Annotated in this window: 24 protein-coding genes and 1 pseudogene; 14 read left to right on the plus strand and 11 right to left on the minus strand. The window is 57.9% G+C overall.

What is annotated here, in order from left to right:
- Positions 1–47: 47 nt before the first annotated feature.
- From N7333_RS03440 to N7333_RS03455, 4 genes are read right to left on the minus strand one after another with little or no spacing between them, the layout of a single operon-like run.
- The gene (locus tag N7333_RS03440; protein WP_279858480.1) at positions 48–749 is read right to left on the minus strand and encodes a conjugal transfer protein TraX; all 702 of its coding nucleotides are present in this window, start codon (positions 747–749) and stop codon (positions 48–50) included.
- Complete coding sequence (locus N7333_RS03445; protein WP_279858481.1) at positions 749–1189, minus strand: DedA family protein; 441 nt, start codon at positions 1187–1189, stop codon at positions 749–751. The genes N7333_RS03440 and N7333_RS03445 overlap by 1 nt, the downstream gene beginning before the upstream one ends.
- Positions 1190–2311 carry a nickel/cobalt efflux protein RcnA gene (locus N7333_RS03450; protein WP_033985550.1) on the minus strand — a complete coding sequence of 374 codons (1122 nt, stop codon included), beginning with the start codon at positions 2309–2311 and terminating at the stop codon, positions 1190–1192.
- 8 nt (positions 2312–2319) lie between these two features.
- Positions 2320–2613 (minus strand): metal-sensing transcriptional repressor, encoded by a 294-nt coding sequence (locus N7333_RS03455; RefSeq protein WP_279858482.1) that lies wholly within the window; start codon positions 2611–2613, stop codon positions 2320–2322.
- 495 nt (positions 2614–3108) lie between these two features.
- Here N7333_RS03455 and N7333_RS03460 point away from each other — a divergent pair, with 495 nt between their 5' ends.
- The 4 genes from N7333_RS03460 (at position 3109) to N7333_RS03475 (ending at position 5899) form a co-directional block, all read left to right on the plus strand.
- Complete coding sequence (locus N7333_RS03460) at positions 3109–3846, plus strand: HupE/UreJ family protein (protein ID WP_279858483.1); 738 nt, start codon at positions 3109–3111, stop codon at positions 3844–3846.
- A 12-nt stretch (positions 3847–3858) separates the two neighbouring features.
- The gene (locus N7333_RS03465; protein ID WP_033985546.1) at positions 3859–4536 is read left to right on the plus strand and encodes a hypothetical protein; all 678 of its coding nucleotides are present in this window, start codon (positions 3859–3861) and stop codon (positions 4534–4536) included.
- 612 nt (positions 4537–5148) lie between these two features.
- The gene (locus N7333_RS03470; RefSeq protein WP_279858484.1) at positions 5149–5538 is read left to right on the plus strand and encodes an antitoxin Xre/MbcA/ParS toxin-binding domain-containing protein; all 390 of its coding nucleotides are present in this window, start codon (positions 5149–5151) and stop codon (positions 5536–5538) included.
- A 136-nt stretch (positions 5539–5674) separates the two neighbouring features.
- A complete protein-coding gene (locus tag N7333_RS03475) occupies positions 5675–5899 on the plus strand; it encodes a BPSL0761 family protein (RefSeq protein ID WP_306303623.1) in 225 nt (74 codons plus the stop codon).
- Between the two features lie 141 nt (positions 5900–6040).
- Here N7333_RS03475 and N7333_RS03480 read toward each other — a convergent pair.
- Positions 6041–6271: pseudogene (locus tag N7333_RS03480) on the minus strand (AbrB/MazE/SpoVT family DNA-binding domain-containing protein).
- A 16-nt stretch (positions 6272–6287) separates the two neighbouring features.
- Between N7333_RS03480 and N7333_RS03485 the strand changes: the two are divergent.
- Positions 6288–6908 (plus strand): DUF6088 family protein, encoded by a 621-nt coding sequence (locus tag N7333_RS03485; RefSeq protein ID WP_279858485.1) that lies wholly within the window; start codon positions 6288–6290, stop codon positions 6906–6908.
- Between the two features lie 35 nt (positions 6909–6943).
- Here the strand turns inward: N7333_RS03485 and N7333_RS03490 are convergent, their stop codons facing one another.
- Positions 6944–8320, minus strand: a complete 1377-nt coding sequence (locus N7333_RS03490; protein ID WP_012018612.1) for a heavy metal sensor histidine kinase — start codon at positions 8318–8320, stop codon at positions 6944–6946.
- Positions 8321–8322: 2 nt separating this feature from the next.
- Positions 8323–9000, minus strand: coding sequence for a heavy metal response regulator transcription factor (locus tag N7333_RS03495; RefSeq protein ID WP_004374688.1), 678 nt, complete (start codon positions 8998–9000; stop codon positions 8323–8325).
- Positions 9001–9206: 206 nt separating this feature from the next.
- Between N7333_RS03495 and N7333_RS03500 the strand changes: the two genes are divergently transcribed.
- The 8 genes from N7333_RS03500 (at position 9207) to N7333_RS03535 (ending at position 17303) form a co-directional block, all read left to right on the plus strand.
- Positions 9207–9566 carry a co-regulatory protein PtrA N-terminal domain-containing protein gene (locus N7333_RS03500; RefSeq protein ID WP_003246763.1) on the plus strand — a complete coding sequence of 120 codons (360 nt, stop codon included), beginning with the start codon at positions 9207–9209 and terminating at the stop codon, positions 9564–9566.
- 166 nt (positions 9567–9732) lie between these two features.
- Positions 9733–10290 (plus strand): plastocyanin/azurin family copper-binding protein, encoded by a 558-nt coding sequence (locus N7333_RS03505; protein ID WP_003139550.1) that lies wholly within the window; start codon positions 9733–9735, stop codon positions 10288–10290.
- Positions 10291–10437: 147 nt separating this feature from the next.
- Positions 10438–10971 carry a cupredoxin family protein gene (locus N7333_RS03510; protein WP_092375364.1) on the plus strand — a complete coding sequence of 178 codons (534 nt, stop codon included), beginning with the start codon at positions 10438–10440 and terminating at the stop codon, positions 10969–10971.
- A 79-nt stretch (positions 10972–11050) separates the two neighbouring features.
- Complete coding sequence (locus N7333_RS03515; RefSeq protein WP_009686142.1) at positions 11051–11299, plus strand: DUF2933 domain-containing protein; 249 nt, start codon at positions 11051–11053, stop codon at positions 11297–11299.
- A 5-nt stretch (positions 11300–11304) separates the two neighbouring features.
- Positions 11305–13674 (plus strand): heavy metal translocating P-type ATPase, encoded by a 2370-nt coding sequence (locus tag N7333_RS03520; protein WP_279858486.1) that lies wholly within the window; start codon positions 11305–11307, stop codon positions 13672–13674.
- A gap of 186 nt (positions 13675–13860) precedes the next feature.
- Positions 13861–15588, plus strand: a complete 1728-nt coding sequence (locus N7333_RS03525; RefSeq protein ID WP_279858487.1) for an ATP-binding protein — start codon at positions 13861–13863, stop codon at positions 15586–15588.
- Entirely contained in the window at positions 15578–17005 is a 1428-nt protein-coding gene (locus tag N7333_RS03530; protein ID WP_033725463.1) for a UvrD-helicase domain-containing protein, read from the plus strand. The genes N7333_RS03525 and N7333_RS03530 overlap by 11 nt, the downstream gene beginning before the upstream one ends.
- A gap of 97 nt (positions 17006–17102) precedes the next feature.
- Positions 17103–17303: a heavy metal-associated domain-containing protein gene (locus tag N7333_RS03535; RefSeq protein ID WP_003246756.1), complete on the plus strand. Its 201-nt coding sequence runs from the start codon at positions 17103–17105 to the stop codon at positions 17301–17303.
- Positions 17304–17322: 19 nt separating this feature from the next.
- On the opposite strand, the gene N7333_RS03540 is transcribed toward N7333_RS03535, so the two are convergent.
- From N7333_RS03540 to N7333_RS03555, 4 genes are read right to left on the minus strand one after another with little or no spacing between them, the layout of a single operon-like run.
- Positions 17323–17637: a hypothetical protein gene (locus N7333_RS03540; protein WP_004374672.1), complete on the minus strand. Its 315-nt coding sequence runs from the start codon at positions 17635–17637 to the stop codon at positions 17323–17325.
- A 50-nt stretch (positions 17638–17687) separates the two neighbouring features.
- Positions 17688–18482 (minus strand): DNA-binding domain-containing protein, encoded by a 795-nt coding sequence (locus N7333_RS03545; protein ID WP_061239410.1) that lies wholly within the window; start codon positions 18480–18482, stop codon positions 17688–17690.
- Positions 18479–19315, minus strand: a complete 837-nt coding sequence (locus N7333_RS03550) for a DUF692 domain-containing protein (protein ID WP_004374664.1) — start codon at positions 19313–19315, stop codon at positions 18479–18481. Before N7333_RS03550 ends, N7333_RS03545 begins: the two co-directional genes overlap by 4 nt.
- 44 nt (positions 19316–19359) lie before the next feature.
- Positions 19360–19620, minus strand: coding sequence for a membrane protein (locus N7333_RS03555; protein ID WP_003246752.1), 261 nt, complete (start codon positions 19618–19620; stop codon positions 19360–19362).
- Positions 19621–19903: 283 nt separating this feature from the next.
- Between N7333_RS03555 and N7333_RS03560 the strand changes: the two genes are divergently transcribed.
- Entirely contained in the window at positions 19904–20110 is a 207-nt protein-coding gene (locus tag N7333_RS03560) for a co-regulatory protein PtrA N-terminal domain-containing protein (protein WP_003246751.1), read from the plus strand.
- Positions 20111–20209 lie beyond the last annotated feature (99 nt).

The raw sequence follows: 20209 nt of genomic DNA on the forward strand, positions 1-20209 counted from the left end.
ATTATGGCAAAAGGCCTGCATTGAGCAAGGGAATTTTGATCGATCGGTCAGAGAGCCACACGAAGCAACGCCAGCACCGCTAGATGGCCGGGGTAGAAGTAGTAACCCCAGCGCCCCACTGGCCATATGTGTTGGGTGATTTTCTGCCGCAATAGCCACAGGCCAACCAGCGGAGCCGCAAAGGTCGTGGCCATGGCCCACCAGGTGCCAAAGGGACCAGCTCCGATCCAGCCGTCACGGCTATTGGCCAACACGCTGAAGACTGCAGGTATGAGCCAGCTAATCCAGGGGCGCTGCACTGCCAGCACCATGGTCGCCGGCAGCAGGACGCCAAACGCGCCGTACATCAGCCGATCATGCAGCACTATCGAAACGGTCAGCGTGAATAGCCCCAGCACCAAGCCTGTACGATCGCTGTGATGGACGCTCCAAGCAACTATGAGCCCCAACATCAGTGTCGGCATCACATTCAGCGTATTGCTCATCTCGGACAGCGCCCGATACGGCATCTCGGATATGAGGCTGAAGGCCAGAATCCAACTCAAGTAGCGAAAGTTATTTTCGCTGTACAGATCTCCTGGGTGGGAACGCGACACATTGGCGGCGATGCCAAGGCAGAACAGCGGAAAGGCGAAGCGTCCAACCACGAAAAGCCATGCTGTTGCTTCGGGCCAGAGATAGCGCAGGTGGTCTATGACCATTGTCAGCATGGCGAGCCATTTGACGAGATCCAGGCTGGTCGAGCGCATTACCCCATGATCCCGAGGGTCACCACGGTGAGCACCAGGTATCGAGCCGCCTTGGCCAGCAGCACGATCAGAAAGAAGCTCCAGAAGGGTTCGCGCATGACACCGGCAATCAGGGTCAGCGGGTCGCCAATGATCGTTACCCAGCTCAGCAGCAGTGACCAACGGCCGTAGCGGTGGTAGGCCCGCTGCGCGCGGGCCAGCTTGTCGTCACTGACCGGGAACCAGCGTCTGTGCCGATAGCGCTCAATGTAGAGACCGAGCAGCCAGTTGAGCGCGGAACCCAGAACGTTTCCTGCCGTAGCCACCACCAACAGCATGACCACCGAGTAGTTGCCACTTATCAGCAGGCCGGTGAGCACTGCCTCGGACTGTGCAGGGATCAAAGTCGCGGCACTGAAGGCCGCGAGGAGTAGGCCCAGGTAGCCTGATAGCTCCCGCATTTAGGCGGTCAGACCGATCCAGCCATGAACACCGACGTAGATACCGACCCCAATAATGAGCATGCTCGAGAGGTAGGGCGCGCGACGCGCGACCGCTCCCAGCCATGGCCACCGGTTGGAGGCCTGGCGAGCGCCCACCGCAGCAGCTACGCCGACGGATACCAGCGTCAACGCCAGGCCGACACTAAAGCACAGCACCAGAACAGCCCCGAGTGCGACTTCCTTCACCTGCAGGCATAGCAACAGCACCGTAATCGCGGCAGGACAGGGGATCAGTCCTCCGGTAAGGCCGAACAGGATGATCTGGCCTGTAGTGACGTTGCGGTTATTGAAGCGGTTGCGGATGTCGTTGGCGTGGGCTCGCTCATGGGCATCCTGGTATCCCTCCAGCGACAGCTCCAGGCCCTGCAGATCGGAATGGTCGTGGCCGTGGTCGTGCTCATGGAAATCGAGGTCATAGTCGTGCGAATGGCCCGCGTGGCCAAGGCTCAGACGCGCGGTGAACTGATGAGGCTCTGGAATTTCCGCGACCGATTCCAGGTATTCGCCGCGATGCACAAAGCGGAACAGCTGAGCTGTCCCATCAGGACGCGTCGTCGACAGATTCACGTCTTCTGCTGGCCAAGAGTGACCAGTCAGAGTGCGCAGACGCCAGCGCGGGGGAACCCCTTCCTCGAAGATCGAGAGTTCGATTCGCCCGTGTCCGGTATCGATTCGGCGAAGCTCGTCATGGTGGTGATCATGCGCATGATCACCTTCTTCGAAACGCCACATCTGTTCGCCACGCCAGGTTCGCCACAGCATCCAGAGCGCGATGGTGATGATGATCGCGGCGGACGCGAGCTGGAAATAGGGTTCAGTCGTTTCAGCATTCAGGTTCTGGCCCAGATACATGCCGCCCATGGCCACCAGCCAGACCACCGCGGTGTGCGAAATGGTTGCCGCCAGCCCCAGCAATACCGCCTGCTTCACGGTGCCGCGGATGGCTACGATGAAGGCCGCCATCATGGTCTTCGAGTGGCCTGGCTCCAGGCCATGCAATGCCCCTAGGAGGATGGCGCTGGGGAAGTACAGCCAGGCGTGAGACGCACCCTGCTGCAGCAATTCGGCAAAGCTCGACATGGTGATACCTACAGGTACTTCGTGATCTGCTTGAAGTCTTCAAGGGAGGTGCGCTCGCCAATAGCGAGGGCGTCCATCGTGTGCTCCAGGCAGTGATCGATGTGATCTTGAATCAGAGTGCGCTTGGCCTGGCATACGGCCTTCTCCACGGCATGCAGCTGCTGCGCGATATCCACGCACTCACGGCCATCCTCGATCATGGTGATGATGCTGCGCAGATGGCCCTCGGCGCGTTTCAGGCGCTTCATGACATCGCTGTGGCTTTGGTGTCGGTGGCCATGGCTGTGTTCGTGATCGCTCATGCCTTGAGTCCTATGCCTCGATGATTTACGCTCGCATCCTATCCCCCCCGGGGGGATACGGTCAAACGACCCTGTTGGTCCTTTGCAAGCTGCAAGACATAGGAAAATGGCTCGCCGTAGTGCCTCGAAGAAACCCGTTATCGCATTGATACTGGCCTTGCTATTGGCCTGGGTAGGGCATTCGCTGGCCGCCATCAAAGCACCGCTGATACCGGGGGATTACTCTGGCGCTGTGTCCCATGGTCATTCCCATGACGTGGACGCGCCGGCATTCCCGAGCCACAAACATGCAGCTGACCATAGCCATGAGATCCCCTATCTCGGGTCGGCGTTGACACTACTGTCACGCCCCGAGCGGGAAACCCCTCCCAGCTCGTTGCGGGCAATTGTCCCTGAAGTGCCGATCTACCTGATCGAACGGCCACCACGCTCTAGGTTCGTGCTCTGAAACCGGCCGCCTCGCGGCCCCAGACCACTACAGCCTAGGAAATCGTTATGAATTCGCTTCCCCTAAGCAGGGCAACGGCGCTGATCGCACGCCTGCGTCGATCACTCTTTCTGCCCTTGCTTACCCTCGCTCTACTGATGGCAGTCATGCCTGAGGCGCTGGCCCACGGAGTTCCCGAAGGAGACAAGGGCTTCATCCAGGAAAGTACCGGCGTGATGTTGGTGCCCTTCATCTACATGGGTGCCAAACACATGATCACCGGCTACGACCATCTGCTGTTCCTGTTCGGCGTGATCTTCTTTCTCTACCGTCTGAAGGACGTAGGGCTGTACGTCACGCTGTTCGCAGTTGGCCATTCGATCACTCTGCTCTTTGGAGTGCTTAGCAACATCAGCATCAGCTCGTATGTGATCGACGCGATCATCGGCTTTTCGGTCGTGTACAAGGCCCTGGATAACCTCGGCGCCTTCCAGCGCTGGTTTGGGTACCAGCCCGATAGCCGCGCAGCAACGCTGATCTTCGGCCTGCTTCATGGTTTCGGTCTGGCCACCAAGATCCAGGAGTTCGAGATTTCTCCTGATGGCCTGATCGCCAACCTGATTGCCTTCAACGTAGGTGTCGAGATCGGCCAGCTACTGGCCCTTGGCGGCATTCTCATTCTGATGGGCTACTGGCGACGTACTGCCAGCTTCTGGCGCCATGCCTACACCGCCAACGTTGCCATGATGAGCGCCGGCTTCTTGCTCATGGGCTACCAGATCACCGGCCTGATCGTCTCTCAGTAAGGAATTCTTTTTATGTTCAATACCAAGCTTCCGACCCTCAACGAACTCCCCTCGACAGCACAGCTACTGCGCTCCACGATCATCGCGGCAATCATTGCCTGCGTGCTTCTGGTTACCGTGGTGATGCCTTCGGAGTATGCGATCGATCCCACTGGCGTGGGCCGAGCACTGGGTCTCACACAGATGGGTGAGGTGAAGATCCAGCTGGCTGAAGAGGCCCGCGCCGATGAGGCCGCAGCTCAGACGCCAACTCCGCTGCCAGCTGAAAATATCGCCGCAGCACCTGCAGCCCCTGCCACTACCCCGGCCACTCCTGCCGAGGTCATTCCCGCTCCGGAGCAACCGGCTGCGCCTGAGCAGGCTGCCCTGCAGCATGAAATGAGCATCACCTTGAGCCCGAACCAGGGCGCCGAAGTGAAGCTGGAAATGAAGCAAGGTGCCAAGGTGAACTACAGCTGGACTGCCAATGGCGGCGTCGTTAACTACGATACCCACGGCGATCCTTACAACGCGCCGCGCGACTTCTATCACGGCTACGGGAAGGGACGCTCAACGCCAGAAGATACAGGTGTTCTGGAGGCCGCATTCGATGGCAAGCACGGTTGGTTCTGGCGTAATCGCACTAGCAAACCGGTGACCGTCACCCTGCGAACTCAGGGCGACTACATCAGCATCAAGCGGGTCATCTGACCCCTTACCAGGCAGCCCCGATGGGGCTGCCACTAGGCCCTGCGCCGGCGGATGTCGTGAAACAGAGGGGGTGGACGGCCTCAATCTCCCGCAGGAGTGCGTTACAGGACGCTGCTGGCCGGCCATATGTGAGTTTGCAGGCGCGTTGCGGCAGCATTGGTCATGCAAACGCTGCATCCTGATGTCTTTGAAGGCTTGCGTGGTAGGACCCTCTGGCAGAAAACAACCATTCACCTCGCTTCTTCTAGCCCGGATAGCTACGATTGTATTGGTTGGGGCCATGCGCCAGTGCAAGGAATTTATCGGCTTCGCGATGAAGCATCCTGGGTTGCTTAGGCTGCTCTAGGATGGGGTTTATAGGTTTTTATAGTCAATTATAGAGCGATTATAGAATTCGTTCTGGACGTCTGATTTGCGCTGTCCGCTTACGGCGGTAGGGTAGCAGTCAACAGAGGCCAAGCGTGCAAGACCTAGGACCGGACGATACGAAAGCCTGTTGGTTATGCGTGCAACTGAATGCTGGCGGCTGTGCAAATGACTGGCAGCTTTCATGTGAATACTCGACCAGTACCAATGTCGGGGTAGGTGCCAACATCACAACCAGAGATTGGCATGATGAAAAGTCTTATCGAGCGACTTGGGCTGCCCCACAGCCATAAGAGCCTGCACCAGGCGACCATAACAGGACTCCCGGTTGAGCTAACCTCGCGCTTGGCGGAGGAGTCGGGTATTGATGCCTGCGTCGTGGCAGGCTGGATCGGCATCGCTCCAGAGGCTTCCCTCATGACTTCAGCAGAAGGCGATGCGTTTTGTCGACTGGCGAATCTTGTCGACGTGCTGATGAGTGTCTTGGAATCAGATCAAGCCGCAGCGACTCGCTGGCTCACGTCGCCAAATATTGCGCTAGGAAATGTGCAACCCGTTTCCCTGCTGAGCACCGAAGTCGGCGGTCGAGCTGTACGCCAGGTGATGCTTGCCATTGAGTACGGACTGCCGGTCTGACTGAGCCGCTGCTCTTGCTTCCGGAAAAGATATCTTGGGGCTTTGGCTCTGCGTCTGGCTGCGTCAGTATGGGCAATCACGAACCCAGGCGTATGCTGCCAGAGGAGTCGTGGTTCCAATGGAGACAGAAATGACAATGCCGAACGAGCGCTCTCGCGCGGTGATAATGACTCGAGACTTTCTCGTTGAACTGTCCCGAGATAGCAGCCTGCCTGAAAAGGTGCGGCGAGATGCCAAGTTCCTTTTGCGGCACTTCCCTACACAGGACGATGTGTTTCTGGCAGGGCGAATAGAAGAGCAGTCGGAGACCTTGCCACTGGGGGCTTTGGGACCAGTCTTCAGCTCCTCAATTACAGGCTAGGCATATCGCTCGGCGGGGCAGAAATGATAAAGGCGGCCTTAGAGGCCGCCTCGAACCAAGTTTCATCACCGGTACAGCGCCCGGGAGAGGAAGCTCTTGGGCTGCAGACATAGAGTAGCTGCAGGGGATTGCAAAACCAATTCATTTTACTGGGGGCTTTGGAACGGAGGCTTCCCAGGTGCTCACAAGCTCATCTACCCGATCTGGGATCTGTGGCGACTTACTGAGCACAAAACAGCGGGCGGTACCGACACCTCAATGAGGAAAAGGCTGTCCCCGACGTCGACACCGAGCTCTTGGAGCACCTCGTCGGGAATGTGAAATAGCTCCGTCGCCATCCCAGTCTTCGATGACCAACTGCATCGATTTCATCTGCTCTGGCCGGCCAATGAAGACTCTTCCCGAGAAAATCCTGGACATCATTCAACAGCTTCCAGAGGGTGAAATTCTGACACCAGGCAGATTCCTGCAGCAGGGGAATCGACATGCTGTGCAGCGAGGGTTCTCTCGACTGGTCGAGGGTGGAATGCTGTTTCGCGTTGCTCGGGGCTTTTATGTTGCAGCAGTCGAAACTCGGTTCGGCGTGCGCGCACCGGCACCTGAGACGGTCGTCCGCTCATTGGCAAACGTGCGGGGTGAGTTGATAGTCGCCACTGGGGCTAGCGCCGCAAACAAATGGGGGCTGACAACGCAGGTTCCTATTCGGTATGTCTTTCTAACCACCGGACGTTCTAGGGAGCTTCAGGTTGGCAAGTCCACCGTATCGATTCGGCATGCGCCTCAATGGTTAATGGCTCTTGGCGCTACTGGAGCGGGGGACGCCATCCGAGCATTGGTTTGGCTTGGCGAGGCAAGCGCGGGGGATGCAGTTTCCAAACTTCATGAGCTGCTACCCGAGAGCGAATGGGGTGCTCTTGTGTCAGCTCACCGCTCGTTACCTATCTGGATGGCGAATGCAATCTGCGCTCAGTCGAGTTGCACCTGCACCCACCCTGTCAAGTTGGGCTAGCGGTTAGCTGTAGCCTACTTACCGCCAGACCGGCATTATCTGGGATGGGGCAATTCGATGTGAAAGCCCGTGAGGCTAGCCGCTGAGGTGCACCAGATGCGGCCTTTGTGAGCCTCAATGATGGATCGGGTGATTGCAAGCCCGAGCCCGGCGTTGCTCGGGCTGCCCTCCCGCCGAGCGGGGTCAACCCGGTAAAAGCGGTCGAAGAGCTTCTCTAGATGCTCTGAGCTGATTGTGTCCCCTGGGTTCTCGATACTGAAGGTAGTGGAGTCCTCTGTCTCGCGGATCAGAACCGAAATTGTCTGTCCCGCCGGCGTGTAGCGCAGCGCATTGGACAGCAAGTTGGATAGCGCGCGATCAAGCATCAGCCGATCTCCCAGCACTTGGCCTTTGCCTGTGAGCGATAGCTCAATGCCGCGCTCTTCGGCCAGAAGGTGGTAGTAGTCAAACAGCTTGAAGACTACGTCAGCCAGTTCGATCCTGGCCTGCTCGGGGATGATCAGGCCATTATCAGCCTTGGCCAAGAACAGCATGTCATCAATCATCCGAGACATGCGCTTCAAGTCCTCCAGGTTGGAGTACAGATTCTCCTCATAGGCATTGATATCGCGTTTTTTACTCAGCACGACCTCGGTGTGGGTCATCAGATTGCTGACTGGAGTTCGTAGCTCGTGGGCAATGTCGGCCGAAAAATTGGAGAGCCTAACGAAGGCATCCTCTAGCCGAGCCAACATCGCATTGAAGGAGAGAACCAGTTGCTGAAGTTCCCGCGGCACTGGTTCGAGAGGGATTCGCTCCTGTAACGAGCGAGCGGACATCCCGGAGGCCACATGAGTGACTTGCCGCAGAGGCCTAAGGCCGCTGCGAGCAACCACCCAGCCGAGTGCGGCACTGAACAGGGCGCTGATGACCAATCCAATCCAAAACCATCGTTGCAGCGTGTCGAAAAAGTGTGTGTGATTGGTGACGTCAAGAATCAGCAACGCAGTGAGCGGCTCAGCCTGATCGGCCACCGAGATTTGCTCCGTCATGCCACGGTACATGTGTTGGCCGTTCTGCCACTCCCACATGCTCTGCTCATTTGCACGTCTGAAACGCTCAGGTACTTCGACTGCTCTGGGGTCGGAAAACAGTACAGAACCGTCACTGGCCAGGATAGTGGCGGCCAGATCCTGATGGGCTCCCAGCAAAGCTCGCAACTGCGGTAATTCTTCCGAAAGGCTCGCTTCACCGCGAGCATTGTTGAGGATATGTTTGGCGGATTCGAGTTTCTCCACCAGGGCCTGCCGATCCAGCATCTTGAAGTGGTGCTGGCTGAGCATATTGAAACTCAGCCCTGCTACCGTCAGGACTGCAATTACCGCGGACATGAACATCAGGCTCATGCGTGCGGTCAGCGAAAGGTGCTTCATATTCACTCCGGAGCATCCATCATGTATCCCATGCCGCGGGCGGTATGAATCAGCTTGAGATCGAAATCGTCATCGATTTTTGCGCGTAGCCGGCGTACCGCAACCTCAATGACATTGGTGTCGCTGTCGAAATTCATGTCCCAAACCTGAGAGGCAATCAGCGACTTCGGGAGCACCTCGCCGCGCCGGCGCAGTAGCAGTTCCAGCAGTGAAAACTCCTTCGCGGTCAGGTCAATTCGTTTACCGCCGCGGATGGCGCGACGCTTCATCAGATCGACTTCCAAATCGGCAATTTTCATCGTTGTTTGCGTGGGTGAGCCATTGCCTCTACGCAGCAGCGTTCTGACCCTGGCCAGAAGCTCTGAGAAAGCAAATGGCTTGATCAGGTAGTCGTCCGCACCCAGCTCCAACCCTTTTACGCGGTCTTCCACACCATCGCGTGCCGTCAAGAACAGTACGGGGACGTCTTTTCCTGCTGCGCGCAACATGCGCAGCACTTCCCAACCGTCCAGCCCAGGCATCATTACATCCAGAATTAGCAGGTCATAGGCTTCGCTAAGTGCATGCTGAAGGGCATCTGTACCGGTCATAACCCGGTCGACATTGAACCCAGCCTCGGTGAGACCTTGCTGGAGGTACGTACCGGTTTTGGGTTCGTCTTCAGCTACCAGTAGTTTCATGTGTGCAGACTCCAAAAGTCGGGTGGCCTGAGTTTGCAGGCAAACCGCGGCCCCAACCAGAAGCTTACGAAAATGTAATTCTGACTTCAGCTCACTGACAGGGTGGCTTGTCTAGGGTGCAAGCATGAGTACTAGGTTGTGCTCTCGGCCCTCGACAGACCAAAAGCAGAGGTGCCGGCCATAGTTTGCACTGATGGAGACTGCCCATGAAATCGCTGAAACCTTTGCTTCTGGTTGGTTCGCTACTGCTGTCTTCCATGGCTTGGGCCGAAGGGGGCAGCGACCGTGTATTCGAGCGCATCCAGCAGATGCGCGACAAAGCAGAAGCCGTGCTGATCCAGGCGGAGAAGGCCCCGGTCGGCGAGCGGCATGTGCACATGAAGGAGCATATGAACATGCTCGAAGACATCATGAGCCAGCTGCACAACGAACATCCCGCGCCAAACATGTCTGCCGAAGAGCATCTGGCCTGGATGGAAAAGCATGACAAGCTGGTAGACGACGTGCTGGCTCAAATGATCCGCGAGCACAAGCTAATGATGGCCGACAAAGAGTGCCATCGATAAGGATTTTCCCATCTTCCAGGCCTTCCGTGATTGCTCCTTTGGCCTAGCGGCGCCTTTATGGCGCCGTGCTTTTTCCCAGCTGACGCAATTGTAGTTTTGGGGTCAGCGGCCTGGCAGCAAGCGGGGAATAGCATGAGATTTCCAGCACCCATCTCGAGGTCTCACCATGAAACGCTTACCCCTTAAACTGCTGATCAGCACTCTGTTCATCAGCACCACCTTTCCGGCATTTGCCGAGGTCGGCGGCAGTAGCAATGGCATTGGGCAGCAGGCCCAGGCGACGCCAGCGACTCGTACCATCTTGGTAAAGATGGACGACATCAACTACAGCCAGAAAACGATCGATGTGAAGCCAGGTGAAACCGTGCGCTTCGTTCTGAAGAACGAGGGCGCGTTGATGCACGAGTTCAACATCGGGCAGGCAGCGTCCCAGCTGGAGCACCAGCGCAAGATGGCGTCCTTGTTCAAGGACGGCACACTGACCCCGACCGGCATGGCCGAGCGCATTGTCTGGCATGAGCGTTATGGCATGGGAGACTCCAACCCTCCAGGCTATCCGGAAGTCATCAAAGCCAAGCATGACGACCCGAACGCGGTTCTCGTCGAGCCCGGCACAACCAAAGAGTTCGTGTGGACCTTCCCTAAGGCGGGCAGTTTGAGCTTCGCCTGTACATTGCCTGGGCATTACCAGGCGGGGATGGTCGGTGAGTTTGCTCTGCGTTAGTCCGGCATCGGTGCTACCCGTTGGCCGCGAGCTGGGTAGCACCGATCTGACGAACCTTAATGCGATGTAGTTTTCACGTCAGCGTACCGCCAGCTGCACCTCATTAGCATCGGGACTCATCCCTCCTCAACACCTCAGAGGCACACCATGAAACTCAGACCCGCTTTCATAATCACCACCCTTGGCTTGCTGCTCAGTGCTGCCAATGCGCTGGCCAGCCCGGGCCACAAGAAAGACAGTATTGGGCAACCGGGAGACGGTCAGGCAGTAGATCGCACCATCGAAGTCCGGATGGGGGACATCTTCTTCGAACCCAAAGCAATGGAGATCAAAGCAGGCGAGACAGTTCGCTTCGTCCTGAAAAATGACGGTGCACTGCTACACGAATTCAATCTTGGCAAAGCGGCATCCCATGCCGCGCACCAGAAAGAGATGGCCGCGATGTTTCAGAACGGCACGCTGTCCCCGACTGCAGCGCATGACATGAGCAAAATGGACCACGCCATGGGCGGCATGAAGATGGTCGGCATGGAGCACGACGATCCCAACAGCGTTCTGGTCGAGCCAGGTGCACGCGAAGAGCTGATCTGGACCTTCTCCGACGCTACTGATCTGGAGTTCGCCTGCAATATTCCAGGACATTATCAGTCGGGAATGGTCGGTAAGGTGACCGTACGCTGAACTCCATTGATACGCGTCAACTCTGCCTGGCCAGAGCAACCTATGCTGATTCTATGGTCATTGAACCGAGGCTATTGTCATGGATCACACGCACCACACTGGCACTACGGAACCACCTTTTTGGAAGAGCAAGATTGGCATCGCACTGATCATGCTGGCCGTAATCGGCATCTTCTATGTCGCGCGCGAGCATTACGGTCATCTTTCGCAGGCTTTGCCATACCTCATCCTGCTGCTATGCCCGCTGATGCATCTGTTTGGCCACAATCATGGCGGGCACTCCCACTCCAGCGGAGCCGCAGTTTCCAAGGACGAGGATAGGAAGTAACTCGAATGCAAAAGACCTCCTGCCATCATGACCAGGGCCATGCACATCACTCGCACGGCCATCCAGAGAGCCCACGCGATCCGGTGTGTGGCATGGAGGTCAAATCTGATAGTCCTTACCAGGAGAACTTTGAGGGAAGGGCCTATCGGTTCTGCAGTACAAAATGCCAGGAGAAGTTCCAGGCAGCCCCTCATCAGTACATGAGCCATCAATCGCATGCCGGGCACCACCAGCATGCCGCTCCGCCAGAGTACTCAACTCAGGCAGGACTGGGGGCTGAATACACCTGCCCGATGCATCCCGAGATTCGCCAACCGAGCCCTGGCAACTGCCCGATCTGTGGGATGACGCTCGAACCCGTCATTCCAGAGCTGGAGGACGAAGAAAATCCGGAGCTGAAAGACTTTTCGCGACGGTTCTGGTGGACCCTGCCATTGACCGTCATCGTGACCGTGCTGGCGATGGCTGGTCATTCCTTGCAGCTGTTCCATGGAACATCCCAGAACTGGGTTGAGCTGGTTCTGGCAACGCCCGTGACGCTTTGGGGTGGCTGGGTATTTTTCACTCGCGGAATAGACTCCATCCGGCAACGCAGCCCTAATATGTGGACCCTGATCGGATTAGGAACTGCAGCCGCCTACCTCTACAGCGTGGCAGCCACCCTGGTGCCGCAGTGGTTCCCGGCGGCCTTCGCTCAGGATGGACGCATCGGCGTCTACTTCGAGGCCGCCGCGGTGATCATCTCGCTCACGCTGTTGGGCCAGATGCTCGAACTCAAAGCCCGCTCGCAGACCTCTGCCGCCATTAAGTCACTGCTGGGATTGGCCCCCAAGACTGCCCGGCGCATCAGGCCTGACGGCCAGGAAGAAGATATTCCGCTGACCCACGTCCATCAGGGTGACCACTTGCGTGTCCGGCCGGGCGAAAAAGTCCCGGTGGATGGCACCGTGCTGGAGGGCGAGAGCGCTGTCGACGAGTCGATGCTCACCGGCGAGCCGGTGCCCGTCACCAAGCGGGCAGGGGATACCCTCATCGGTGCCACCCTGAACACCCACGGCAGCCTGGTGATGGAAGCGCAGAAGGTGGGCGCCGAAACCATGTTGTCGCAGATCGTCCAGATGGTGGCTAAGGCCCAGCGTTCCAAGGCGCCCATGCAGCGTATGGCCGATGCCGTGGCAGGGTATTTCGTGGTGGGGGTGATCCTGATCGCGATCCTGACATTTTTTGGCTGGGGGGTGTTCGGGCCGGAATCAGGTTGGGTATTTGGCCTGATCAACGCTGTGGCCGTACTGATCATTGCCTGCCCATGCGCCCTGGGCTTGGCAACGCCGATGTCGGTCATGGTCGCGACCGGCAAGGCCGCCAGCAGCGGTGTGTTGTTCCGCGATGCCAGCGCTATCGAGAACCTCTGCAAAATCGACACCTTGATCGTCGACAAGACCGGGACACTGACGCAGGGGCGGCCGGCCTTTCATAGTGCAGAGGGAACCGGGCCGTTCGACTCGGTCGAGGTTCTGCGCTTGGCCGCAAGCCTCGACCAGGGCAGCGAGCATCCGCTGGCGCATGCCATTGTCGATCATGCGCGTGAACAGGGTCTTGCCCTGGTGAAACCGGAGACCTTCGAATCTGGCTCAGGTATTGGTGTACGCGGACAGGTCGATGGCCATCAACTGCAGCTTGGGAACACAGCGTTGATGGAGGAGGCGGGCGTCGATATTACTCCGCTGCGTAACCGTGCAGAGCAACTGCGCCTGGAGGGCATCAGCATCATCTATCTGGCCGTCGATGGTCGCCTGGCGGGTCTCCTGGCCGTTTCCGATCCAATCAAACCGACCTCCCAACAGGCTGTTGCTCAACTCCAGAACGCTGGCGTGAAGGTCATCATGGCCACTGGCGATGGCCTCACCACAGCAAGAGCCGTGGCGAAGCAGCTCGGAATCGAGGAAGTGCATGGTGAGGTCAAACCGCAGGATAAGGAGAAACTGGTCGCCGATTTGCAGGGCTATGGCCGTCGTGTCGCCATGGCGGGTGACGGCATCAACGATGCGCCCGCCCTGGCCAGGTCTGACGTAGGTATCGCCATGGGCACCGGTACCGATGTGGCGATGAACAGCGCCCAAGTGACGCTGGTCAAGGGAGATCTGATGGGCATCCTGCGAGCGCGCACCCTGTCAGTGGCAACCGTGAAAAACATGAGGCAGAACCTCGCCTTTGCGTTCCTCTACAACGCGATGGGAATCCCGCTAGCGGCCGGGCTGCTGTATCCGCTGACAGGACATCTTCTGTCGCCCTTGATCGCTGCTCTGGCAATGAGCGTCAGTTCAGCCTCGGTGGTTTTCAATGCGCTTAGGTTGAAAGCAACGGACGTTGGCTAGTCTGCTAGACAAGACGATGTGCCTACCTGCAGGGCGATTTTTTAAATGCGCATCTGACCGGAAAATACCGTACGGTAGCTTGCAACTTGACCTATCAGTCGCATCACCTGATGACGAGGGGACGTTCTATGGATCGTTCCCGCTGCGAGTAGGAGACTGACAGTCGTTACCCCATGAGGATTCTCCGTGGCCCGCATTCGCCGACTGCAAATTAGCAACTTCCGGTCTATCCAGGCGCTCGACTGGGTGCCGGCCCCCGGAATTAACTGCCTCATTGGTCCGGGTGACAGTGGGAAGTCCAGCATCCTGGACGCGATTGACCTTTGCGTCGGCGCCCGCCGAGGCGGCACGTTCGGCGACATGGACTTCTTCGCATTAAACGTCGATGTACCCATCACCATCAGCGTGGCGCTTGGCGATCTGCCGTTATCGCTGATGGATATCGATGTCTACGGCGAGTTCTTGCGTGGATTCCATCCCGGTACGGGGGAAGTCGAAGACGAACCGCGAGCGGGGCTGGAGACCGTCATCACCTTGCGTCTGCAAGTTGGTGCCGATTTGGAGCCTGTTTGGACACTTTTCTCCGAGCGCGCGGAGCAGCAGCAACTTGAACGCACTCTTCCCTGGAAAGAACGAGCGGCACTAGCGCCCGCCCGTATCGGCAGCTTTGCGAGCTCGAACCTGTCGTGGAGTCGTGGCTCAGTGCTCAATCGACTTACCGATGAGCGCGCCGAGCTTGGTGCTGAACTGGCGCGCGCCGCTAGGCAAGCAAGAGCGAACTTTGGCAATCAAGCAGCCGAACATCTGACCCAGACGCTTGAGGTCGTGCAACGCACAGCACAGCATCTTGGCGTTTCGGTCGGGGCTATGCCTCAGGCGCTCCTTGACGCACATTCTGTGTCGATTGGCGAGGGGGCGATCGCGCTGCACAGTGAAACAGGTATTCCGCTGCGCTCCCTTGGCACGGGCTCGTCACGCTTGCTAGTGGCGGGGCTTCAAAGGGCTGCGGCCAGCACCGCGCCAATTGCCCTGGTTGATGAGGTGGAATACGGGCTTGAACCTCATCGGCTCATGCGATTCCTGGACTCGCTGGGTGCAAAGGACGCTGCCGCTCCGTTGCAAGTGTTCATGACGACGCACTCGCCGGTCGCGCTGCGCGAGCTGTCCGGCAGCCAGTTATTCGTTGTTCGGTCAGCACCTCAGCGCCACAGTGTTATGCCAGCTGGGGAAGCCAACGAGGTACAAAGTACCCTTCGGAAGGACCCCGAAGCATTCCTCGCCAAATCCATCATCGTTTGCGAGGGGGCCAGCGAGGTTGGCTTCGCGCGTGGCCTTGACCAATGGTGGGTCAGTCTTGGCGCTACCTCATTCCTGGCCCATGGCGGCGCGTATGTGGACGCCGGCGGGGGAAGCCCCGATAACAGTCTTATCCGGGGAACAGCACTTCTGAACTTGGGTTACCGCGTGATGGTTTTTGTAGATGCCGACAAGCCTTCGACCGCGGGGCTCGCTGAAGCATTCTTGGCCGCCGGCGGGCAAATTCTTACATGGCGACCAGGCCTCACGTTGGAGGACGAGATCTTCCGCCATCTCAGTGAGCAAGCACTCGATGCACTTCTGGCGAAAGCCGAAACAATAGTGGGTGCAGAGCTGATGAACGCACACATTCAGACGAAGTCCCAAGGCCGCGTGACGCTGAACGATATCCGAGCCAAGCGACTCGTGGATGGGTACTCACCTGAGAGACGAGAGCTGCTGGGAACCGCATCCCGTATCCGCAACAGCGGCTGGTTCAAGTCGCTGACAACCTATCAGGAGGTTGCAAGGGACATCGTCGGTCCGTCTTTACAGAACGCCGAACCGGGCTTCATGGCAGTCACGAATCAGCTCTGGACGTTTACAAGTGCCCCCTGAGATTGATCTTTTCGCTATCGAGCGTGGCTCCATAACGGCCCCCGCAGGTTGTGGAAAAACGCAATTGATTGCCGAGACGCTCATCGCGCATACGCAGAGCAAACCCATCCTCGTCTTGACACATACGAACGCCGGCGTTGCGGCCTTACGGGCGCGCCTGAGACGAGCCGGTGTTCCTAACTCCGCATATCGAGTCTCCACCATTGACGGATTCTCGATGCGCCTGATCGCTAAGTTCCCAGCGCGAAGCGGCCATAACCCGCAGATCCTACAGCTGCATCAACCCAATACTGACTACCCGGCAATTCGGGAGGCCGCCATGCAGTTGTTGCAGGCCGGTCACCTCGCTCAGCCCCTTCGCGCCACCTATGCACGGTTGCTTGTCGACGAGTACCAAGACTGCAACGTCGTCCAGCACGCCATCGTGTCTGGTTTGGCCCAGGTGCTTCCGACCTGCGTGCTCGGTGACCCGATGCAAGCCATATTCAGCTTCCGTGGCAATCGACTGGTGCATTGGGCGAATGAGGTGCAACCCCTGTTTCCCGCAGCGGGAGAGTTGAGGATACCGTGGCGCTGGCGGCTGGCTGGAGCTGAGAACCTCGGGCAGTGGCTGCTCGCCATAAGGCAACAACTTCAAGCTGGTCAGCCGGTGGATCTGCGCACGGCTCCAGCAGAAGTGCGTTGGGTGCAGCTAAACGCCGGAACCGAAGTTCAGCAGCGACTGGTGGCCGCGAGAACCGAAGCTCCCAACGCTCAGGGTAGCGTCCTCATCATCGGGGACTCCATCAACGTGCAAGGTCGCCATCAGCTCACGAGCCAGACACCCGGTGCCATGGCCGTAGAAGCCGTCGACCTGAGAGATCTCGTCAACTTCGCCAGGAACTTTGACTTGCAGGGTGCCAATGCTCTGGCACAACTTGTGGAGTTTGCTTCCAGCGTAATGACGGGGGTAGGTGCAGCAAACCTGCGAACGCGCGTGGAGTCGCTGCGTGCAGGAAGGGCCCGAACGCCTCCGACCGCGGCCGAGGCTGCGGCGATCGATTTCGTAGCAGCGCCAACATTGGGGCAAGCGCTCCGTGTGATCGATACGCTCGCTGAGCAGCACGGGGCACGTGTATACCGACCGGAGGTTCTGTACTGCTGCCGGTCTGCAATGCAAGCGGTGGTGGGAGGTGCTGCCGACTTTCTGAGTGCAGCCATTCAAGCGCGAGAGCGCAATAGACACCTTGCCCGACCGATCGCAAGACGCTCTGTAGGCAGCACATTACTTCTCAAGGGGCTGGAGGCGGATGTCTCGGTTGTCCTGCATCCTGAGCTTATGACCCCCCAGAATCTATACGTCGCACTGACGAGGGGCGCAAGGCATGTCGTGGTGTGTTCACCAACCCCCATCCTTACGCCCGTGGTAAACGGCTGATCCTTTTGTAGCGCTTACGGGCTTGACCTTGCCATCGTGTCAAGGTCGATGCTGTCCGTGCGGTAACTTGAGCCGCGGACGAAATGAGGTGAAAGACATGTTTAGTCTGAGTGTTGCGGGGATGGGCTGTGGCAGTTGCGTGAGCAAAATCACGAAGGCCATTCAAGCTCTGGATCAGGATGCACGAGTAGAAGTGGATCGAGCGGCCGGCAAGGTCACCGTTGAGAGCACAGAAAGTGCCGAATCGATCCGCGAACTCATCCAGGAGCTTGGCTATTCGGCCCAGGTCAGCGCTTGAGCGCTGACCTGCTATCCCACTAAATCTCCAGTTCTGAGAGCTCTTTTAGCCCTGGGATACTGGTGACCTCGTTGGTCATACCTTCTGAACCATCTCGGCCGCGAAGCCAGTTTGAGTGATCGCCTGGCTCGCGCATTTCCAGCGTGTCATAGGAGTACCGCTTGCGCTTGAACAGGCTTTTCAATGCAGCGAACTCGTGGCTTTTTTCGTCTTCTATGCCGACGACTTCTCCTGCAAGCCGCTCCCAGTGACCAACGCCGTCGGCCAGCATTGCCTGATAGGTCTCCGGGTCAAGCAAGGCTTGCTGTTTGAAATGAATGATGCGGTGAGTCATAGAAGCGCTCGGAGTGGCCAAAGAGAGAGCGCTAGCCTAAAGGTTCCGGGTCATTCGTGTAATAGCTGGCCGCGCTTTAGCAAACCGTCGTTGACCCACAACTTCAACCAGGTCGCGGCTTGCAAGGGAGCTTGCTCGCCATGCGTGGCGCTCAACGACTCGCAGAGTTCAGCGAACGATCCGCCCTCGATGAGAAACTGCAATGCCGAAGCCTCCGCTGGCTCCAGGCTCCGGTACTGGCAGACGAGTTCATGACGCCAAACAAGACAGGCTAGGTTCGTTGGCAGGCGGGTAACATCAGGCAGCAAGCTGCCGGACTTGGCGGCTTTCCACAACTCCAGCGTGTTGTACTGCAGCTGCAACCACCGGGCAGATGCAGTCAGGGAAACCCTGAGTGAAATCCAGTCTTCAGCCGAAAAATCACTCATGGTCTCCAGCGAAAGCGCTTCGACATCCTGAGCGTCGAAGGCCAGTGTGAAGGCCCATTCCAGTTCCGCGAGTTCGCGCATCGGCGATAGTTGGGGTTCTTCGACGTAGCTGCTAATGAACTCGGGCAGCTTCTCGCCCAGCCAGCGAATGCTGAAATGTCGTGGTGGCCAGGCGGCCAAGTAGGCCAGTGCGAGCTGCTCGAATGATTCGTTGCCGATCCAGTGAAGCAGGGCAGGGAAGTCTTCTCGCAAGACCGCAAGCAGGCGCGAACGGTAAGCGTTGTGGTAGATCTGCAGGCCTTCGAGAGCACTCAGCGCTGTGCTACCTCGGATCTGCTCCAAAAGCTCGTTGGAGGGCAGGCCACTGTCACCTGTCAGGTAAGTTTCAAATGCAGTCTGTAGGGCGATCAGGCTCAAGGGGTGGCCCCCGATATCACAGATTTGGCGATAGCACGGGCATGTGCTAATTCGGACAACAGCTCTTCCAGCGGCGGAAACTGGTCATCCCGCTCGATCAAGGTCGATGTCGGGCCCAAGTAGCTCAAAGTCTTGCTGTAGAGAGACCAAACCGGATCAGCGATGGGCTGGTCATGGGTGTCGATGAGGTACTGCCCGTAATCGCTGTGCCCGGCCAGGTGAATTTGCCGAATCCGCTCGTGCGGCAATTCCATGATGAACTGCCAAGGGTCGAAACCCTGGTTGCGCGAACTGACGTAGACGTTGTTCACGTCGAGAAGCAGCTCGCACCCGGTCAGGTAACTGAGCTCCGAGAGGAACTGAGACTCGCTCATGCTGGATGTTGTCCACTGCACGTAGGAGGAAACGTTCTCCAGCACGATGGGACGTTCCAAAACATCCTGCACCAAGCGCACCCGGGCCGCGACATGCAGCAGGCTCTCCTGGGTAAACGGCAGCGGTAGCAGATCGTGAAGTTGATGGGCGTTGCCTCGACTCCAGCACAGGTGATCAGACACCCACTGAGGCTGCACCCGATCCGCCAGCTGCTTGAGCTGTCGTAGGTAGTCTATGTCCAAGGCATGTGAGCCGCCAATCGAAAGAGATACTCCGTGCATCACCAGGGGGTAGTGCTCGCCGATCGCATCAAGGAAGTAGAGAGCCTTGCCGCCCTCCACCAGGTAATTCTCGGAAATGATCTCGAACCAGTCGACCGCAGGCCGTTCCTCCAGGATCTGCCGGTAATACTCGTTGCGAAGGCCAAGACCGAAACCCAGAGTTTTGCGCTTACTCATTCGAGACTCCAGCAGGGGAGTGGCATGCACTCCCCTGAACCGCCTTATTCGCTGGTTTTGCCACCGGCTTCGTCACATTTGGCCTGGGTCATCAACTTGAACCCCTGGCCTTTGCATTCGCCTTGGCCTTTGCAGTCGTTTTTCGCGGTCATGCAGTCGTTCTGCCCTTTGCAACCATTGACCCCGAAGCATTTCACTTCTGCTGCTTTGGTGTCCTGGGCCGCCTGGACGGGCAGGGTGGAGAACAGGCTGGCGGCTACCAGAGCCAGGGCGGCACCGGTAGCTACGTTGGATTTGTTCGACATAGTGGCTATTTCTCTTGATTGTTTGATGGTCGCGATCCGTCGGTGCGAATGAGCGAGTTAGCTCAGGCATTGCTGCCGAGCAGGCCCATGGAATCCGCAAGGCTTCTCGGGCAAGAAGACAGTACCGAGCCTTCAGGAGGGCCTACAAGAAAGAAATAGCAACCTGACAGAACTGTAATGTTCAGATCAGGTTGCTGACAGGGCTTCGTGGTTAACGTAACAGCGAGCTTAAGGCTCGCCCCCACTAGTTACGGGGGCTTCTAAACTTACGAGGATTCACGAAATGAAATCGATCAAAACCCTGTTTGTAGTTGCTGCCCTGAGTGCTTCCACTCTGGCGATGGCCGAAGGCGGTGCCGATCGCACGTTTGCACGCATGGAGCAGGCCCGTCAGGTCTCGCTGGAAGCGTATCAGCTGGCCAAGCAGCAGAAGGATGGAGCTCCCGTCGCCGGCAGCCAAGCCAAACAGGCGGAACACGCCAACTGCTGAGCCCCTTCAACCTTACAGAAATGTAATCACCCGGATGGTTGAGATATGGCAGTTTTATACTGCTTGGTGTCGGGGGGACTTGCGCAGCACGCAAGGCTT

This window comes from Pseudomonas sp. GD04158 (assembly GCF_029834875.1).
GTDB classification, from domain to species: Bacteria; Pseudomonadota; Gammaproteobacteria; order Pseudomonadales; family Pseudomonadaceae; genus Aquipseudomonas; species Aquipseudomonas hydrolytica.

Bases quoted from the DNA above. Each gene is read 5' to 3' on its own strand.
- N7333_RS03440 (WP_279858480.1), bottom strand. From the start codon at position 749: ATGCGCTCGACCAGCCTGGATCTCGTCAAATGGCTCGCCATGCTGACA.
- N7333_RS03445 (WP_279858481.1), bottom strand. From the start codon at position 1,189: ATGCGGGAGCTATCAGGCTACCTGGGCCTACTCCTCGCGGCCTTCAGT.
- N7333_RS03450 (WP_033985550.1), bottom strand. From the start codon at position 2,311: ATGTCGAGCTTTGCCGAATTGCTGCAGCAGGGTGCGTCTCACGCCTGG.
- N7333_RS03455 (WP_279858482.1), bottom strand. From the start codon at position 2,613: ATGAGCGATCACGAACACAGCCATGGCCACCGACACCAAAGCCACAGC.
- N7333_RS03460 (WP_279858483.1), top strand. From the start codon at position 3,109: ATGAATTCGCTTCCCCTAAGCAGGGCAACGGCGCTGATCGCACGCCTG.
- N7333_RS03465 (WP_033985546.1), top strand. From the start codon at position 3,859: ATGTTCAATACCAAGCTTCCGACCCTCAACGAACTCCCCTCGACAGCA.
- N7333_RS03470 (WP_279858484.1), top strand. From the start codon at position 5,149: ATGATGAAAAGTCTTATCGAGCGACTTGGGCTGCCCCACAGCCATAAG.
- N7333_RS03475 (WP_306303623.1), top strand. From the start codon at position 5,675: ATGCCGAACGAGCGCTCTCGCGCGGTGATAATGACTCGAGACTTTCTC.
- N7333_RS03485 (WP_279858485.1), top strand. From the start codon at position 6,288: ATGAAGACTCTTCCCGAGAAAATCCTGGACATCATTCAACAGCTTCCA.
- N7333_RS03490 (WP_012018612.1), bottom strand. From the start codon at position 8,320: ATGAAGCACCTTTCGCTGACCGCACGCATGAGCCTGATGTTCATGTCC.
- N7333_RS03495 (WP_004374688.1), bottom strand. From the start codon at position 9,000: ATGAAACTACTGGTAGCTGAAGACGAACCCAAAACCGGTACGTACCTC.
- N7333_RS03500 (WP_003246763.1), top strand. From the start codon at position 9,207: ATGAAATCGCTGAAACCTTTGCTTCTGGTTGGTTCGCTACTGCTGTCT.
- N7333_RS03505 (WP_003139550.1), top strand. From the start codon at position 9,733: ATGAAACGCTTACCCCTTAAACTGCTGATCAGCACTCTGTTCATCAGC.
- N7333_RS03510 (WP_092375364.1), top strand. From the start codon at position 10,438: ATGAAACTCAGACCCGCTTTCATAATCACCACCCTTGGCTTGCTGCTC.
- N7333_RS03515 (WP_009686142.1), top strand. From the start codon at position 11,051: ATGGATCACACGCACCACACTGGCACTACGGAACCACCTTTTTGGAAG.
- N7333_RS03520 (WP_279858486.1), top strand. From the start codon at position 11,305: ATGCAAAAGACCTCCTGCCATCATGACCAGGGCCATGCACATCACTCG.
- N7333_RS03535 (WP_003246756.1), top strand. From the start codon at position 17,103: ATGTTTAGTCTGAGTGTTGCGGGGATGGGCTGTGGCAGTTGCGTGAGC.
- N7333_RS03540 (WP_004374672.1), bottom strand. From the start codon at position 17,637: ATGACTCACCGCATCATTCATTTCAAACAGCAAGCCTTGCTTGACCCG.
- N7333_RS03550 (WP_004374664.1), bottom strand. From the start codon at position 19,315: ATGAGTAAGCGCAAAACTCTGGGTTTCGGTCTTGGCCTTCGCAACGAG.
- N7333_RS03555 (WP_003246752.1), bottom strand. From the start codon at position 19,620: ATGTCGAACAAATCCAACGTAGCTACCGGTGCCGCCCTGGCTCTGGTA.
- N7333_RS03560 (WP_003246751.1), top strand. From the start codon at position 19,904: ATGAAATCGATCAAAACCCTGTTTGTAGTTGCTGCCCTGAGTGCTTCC.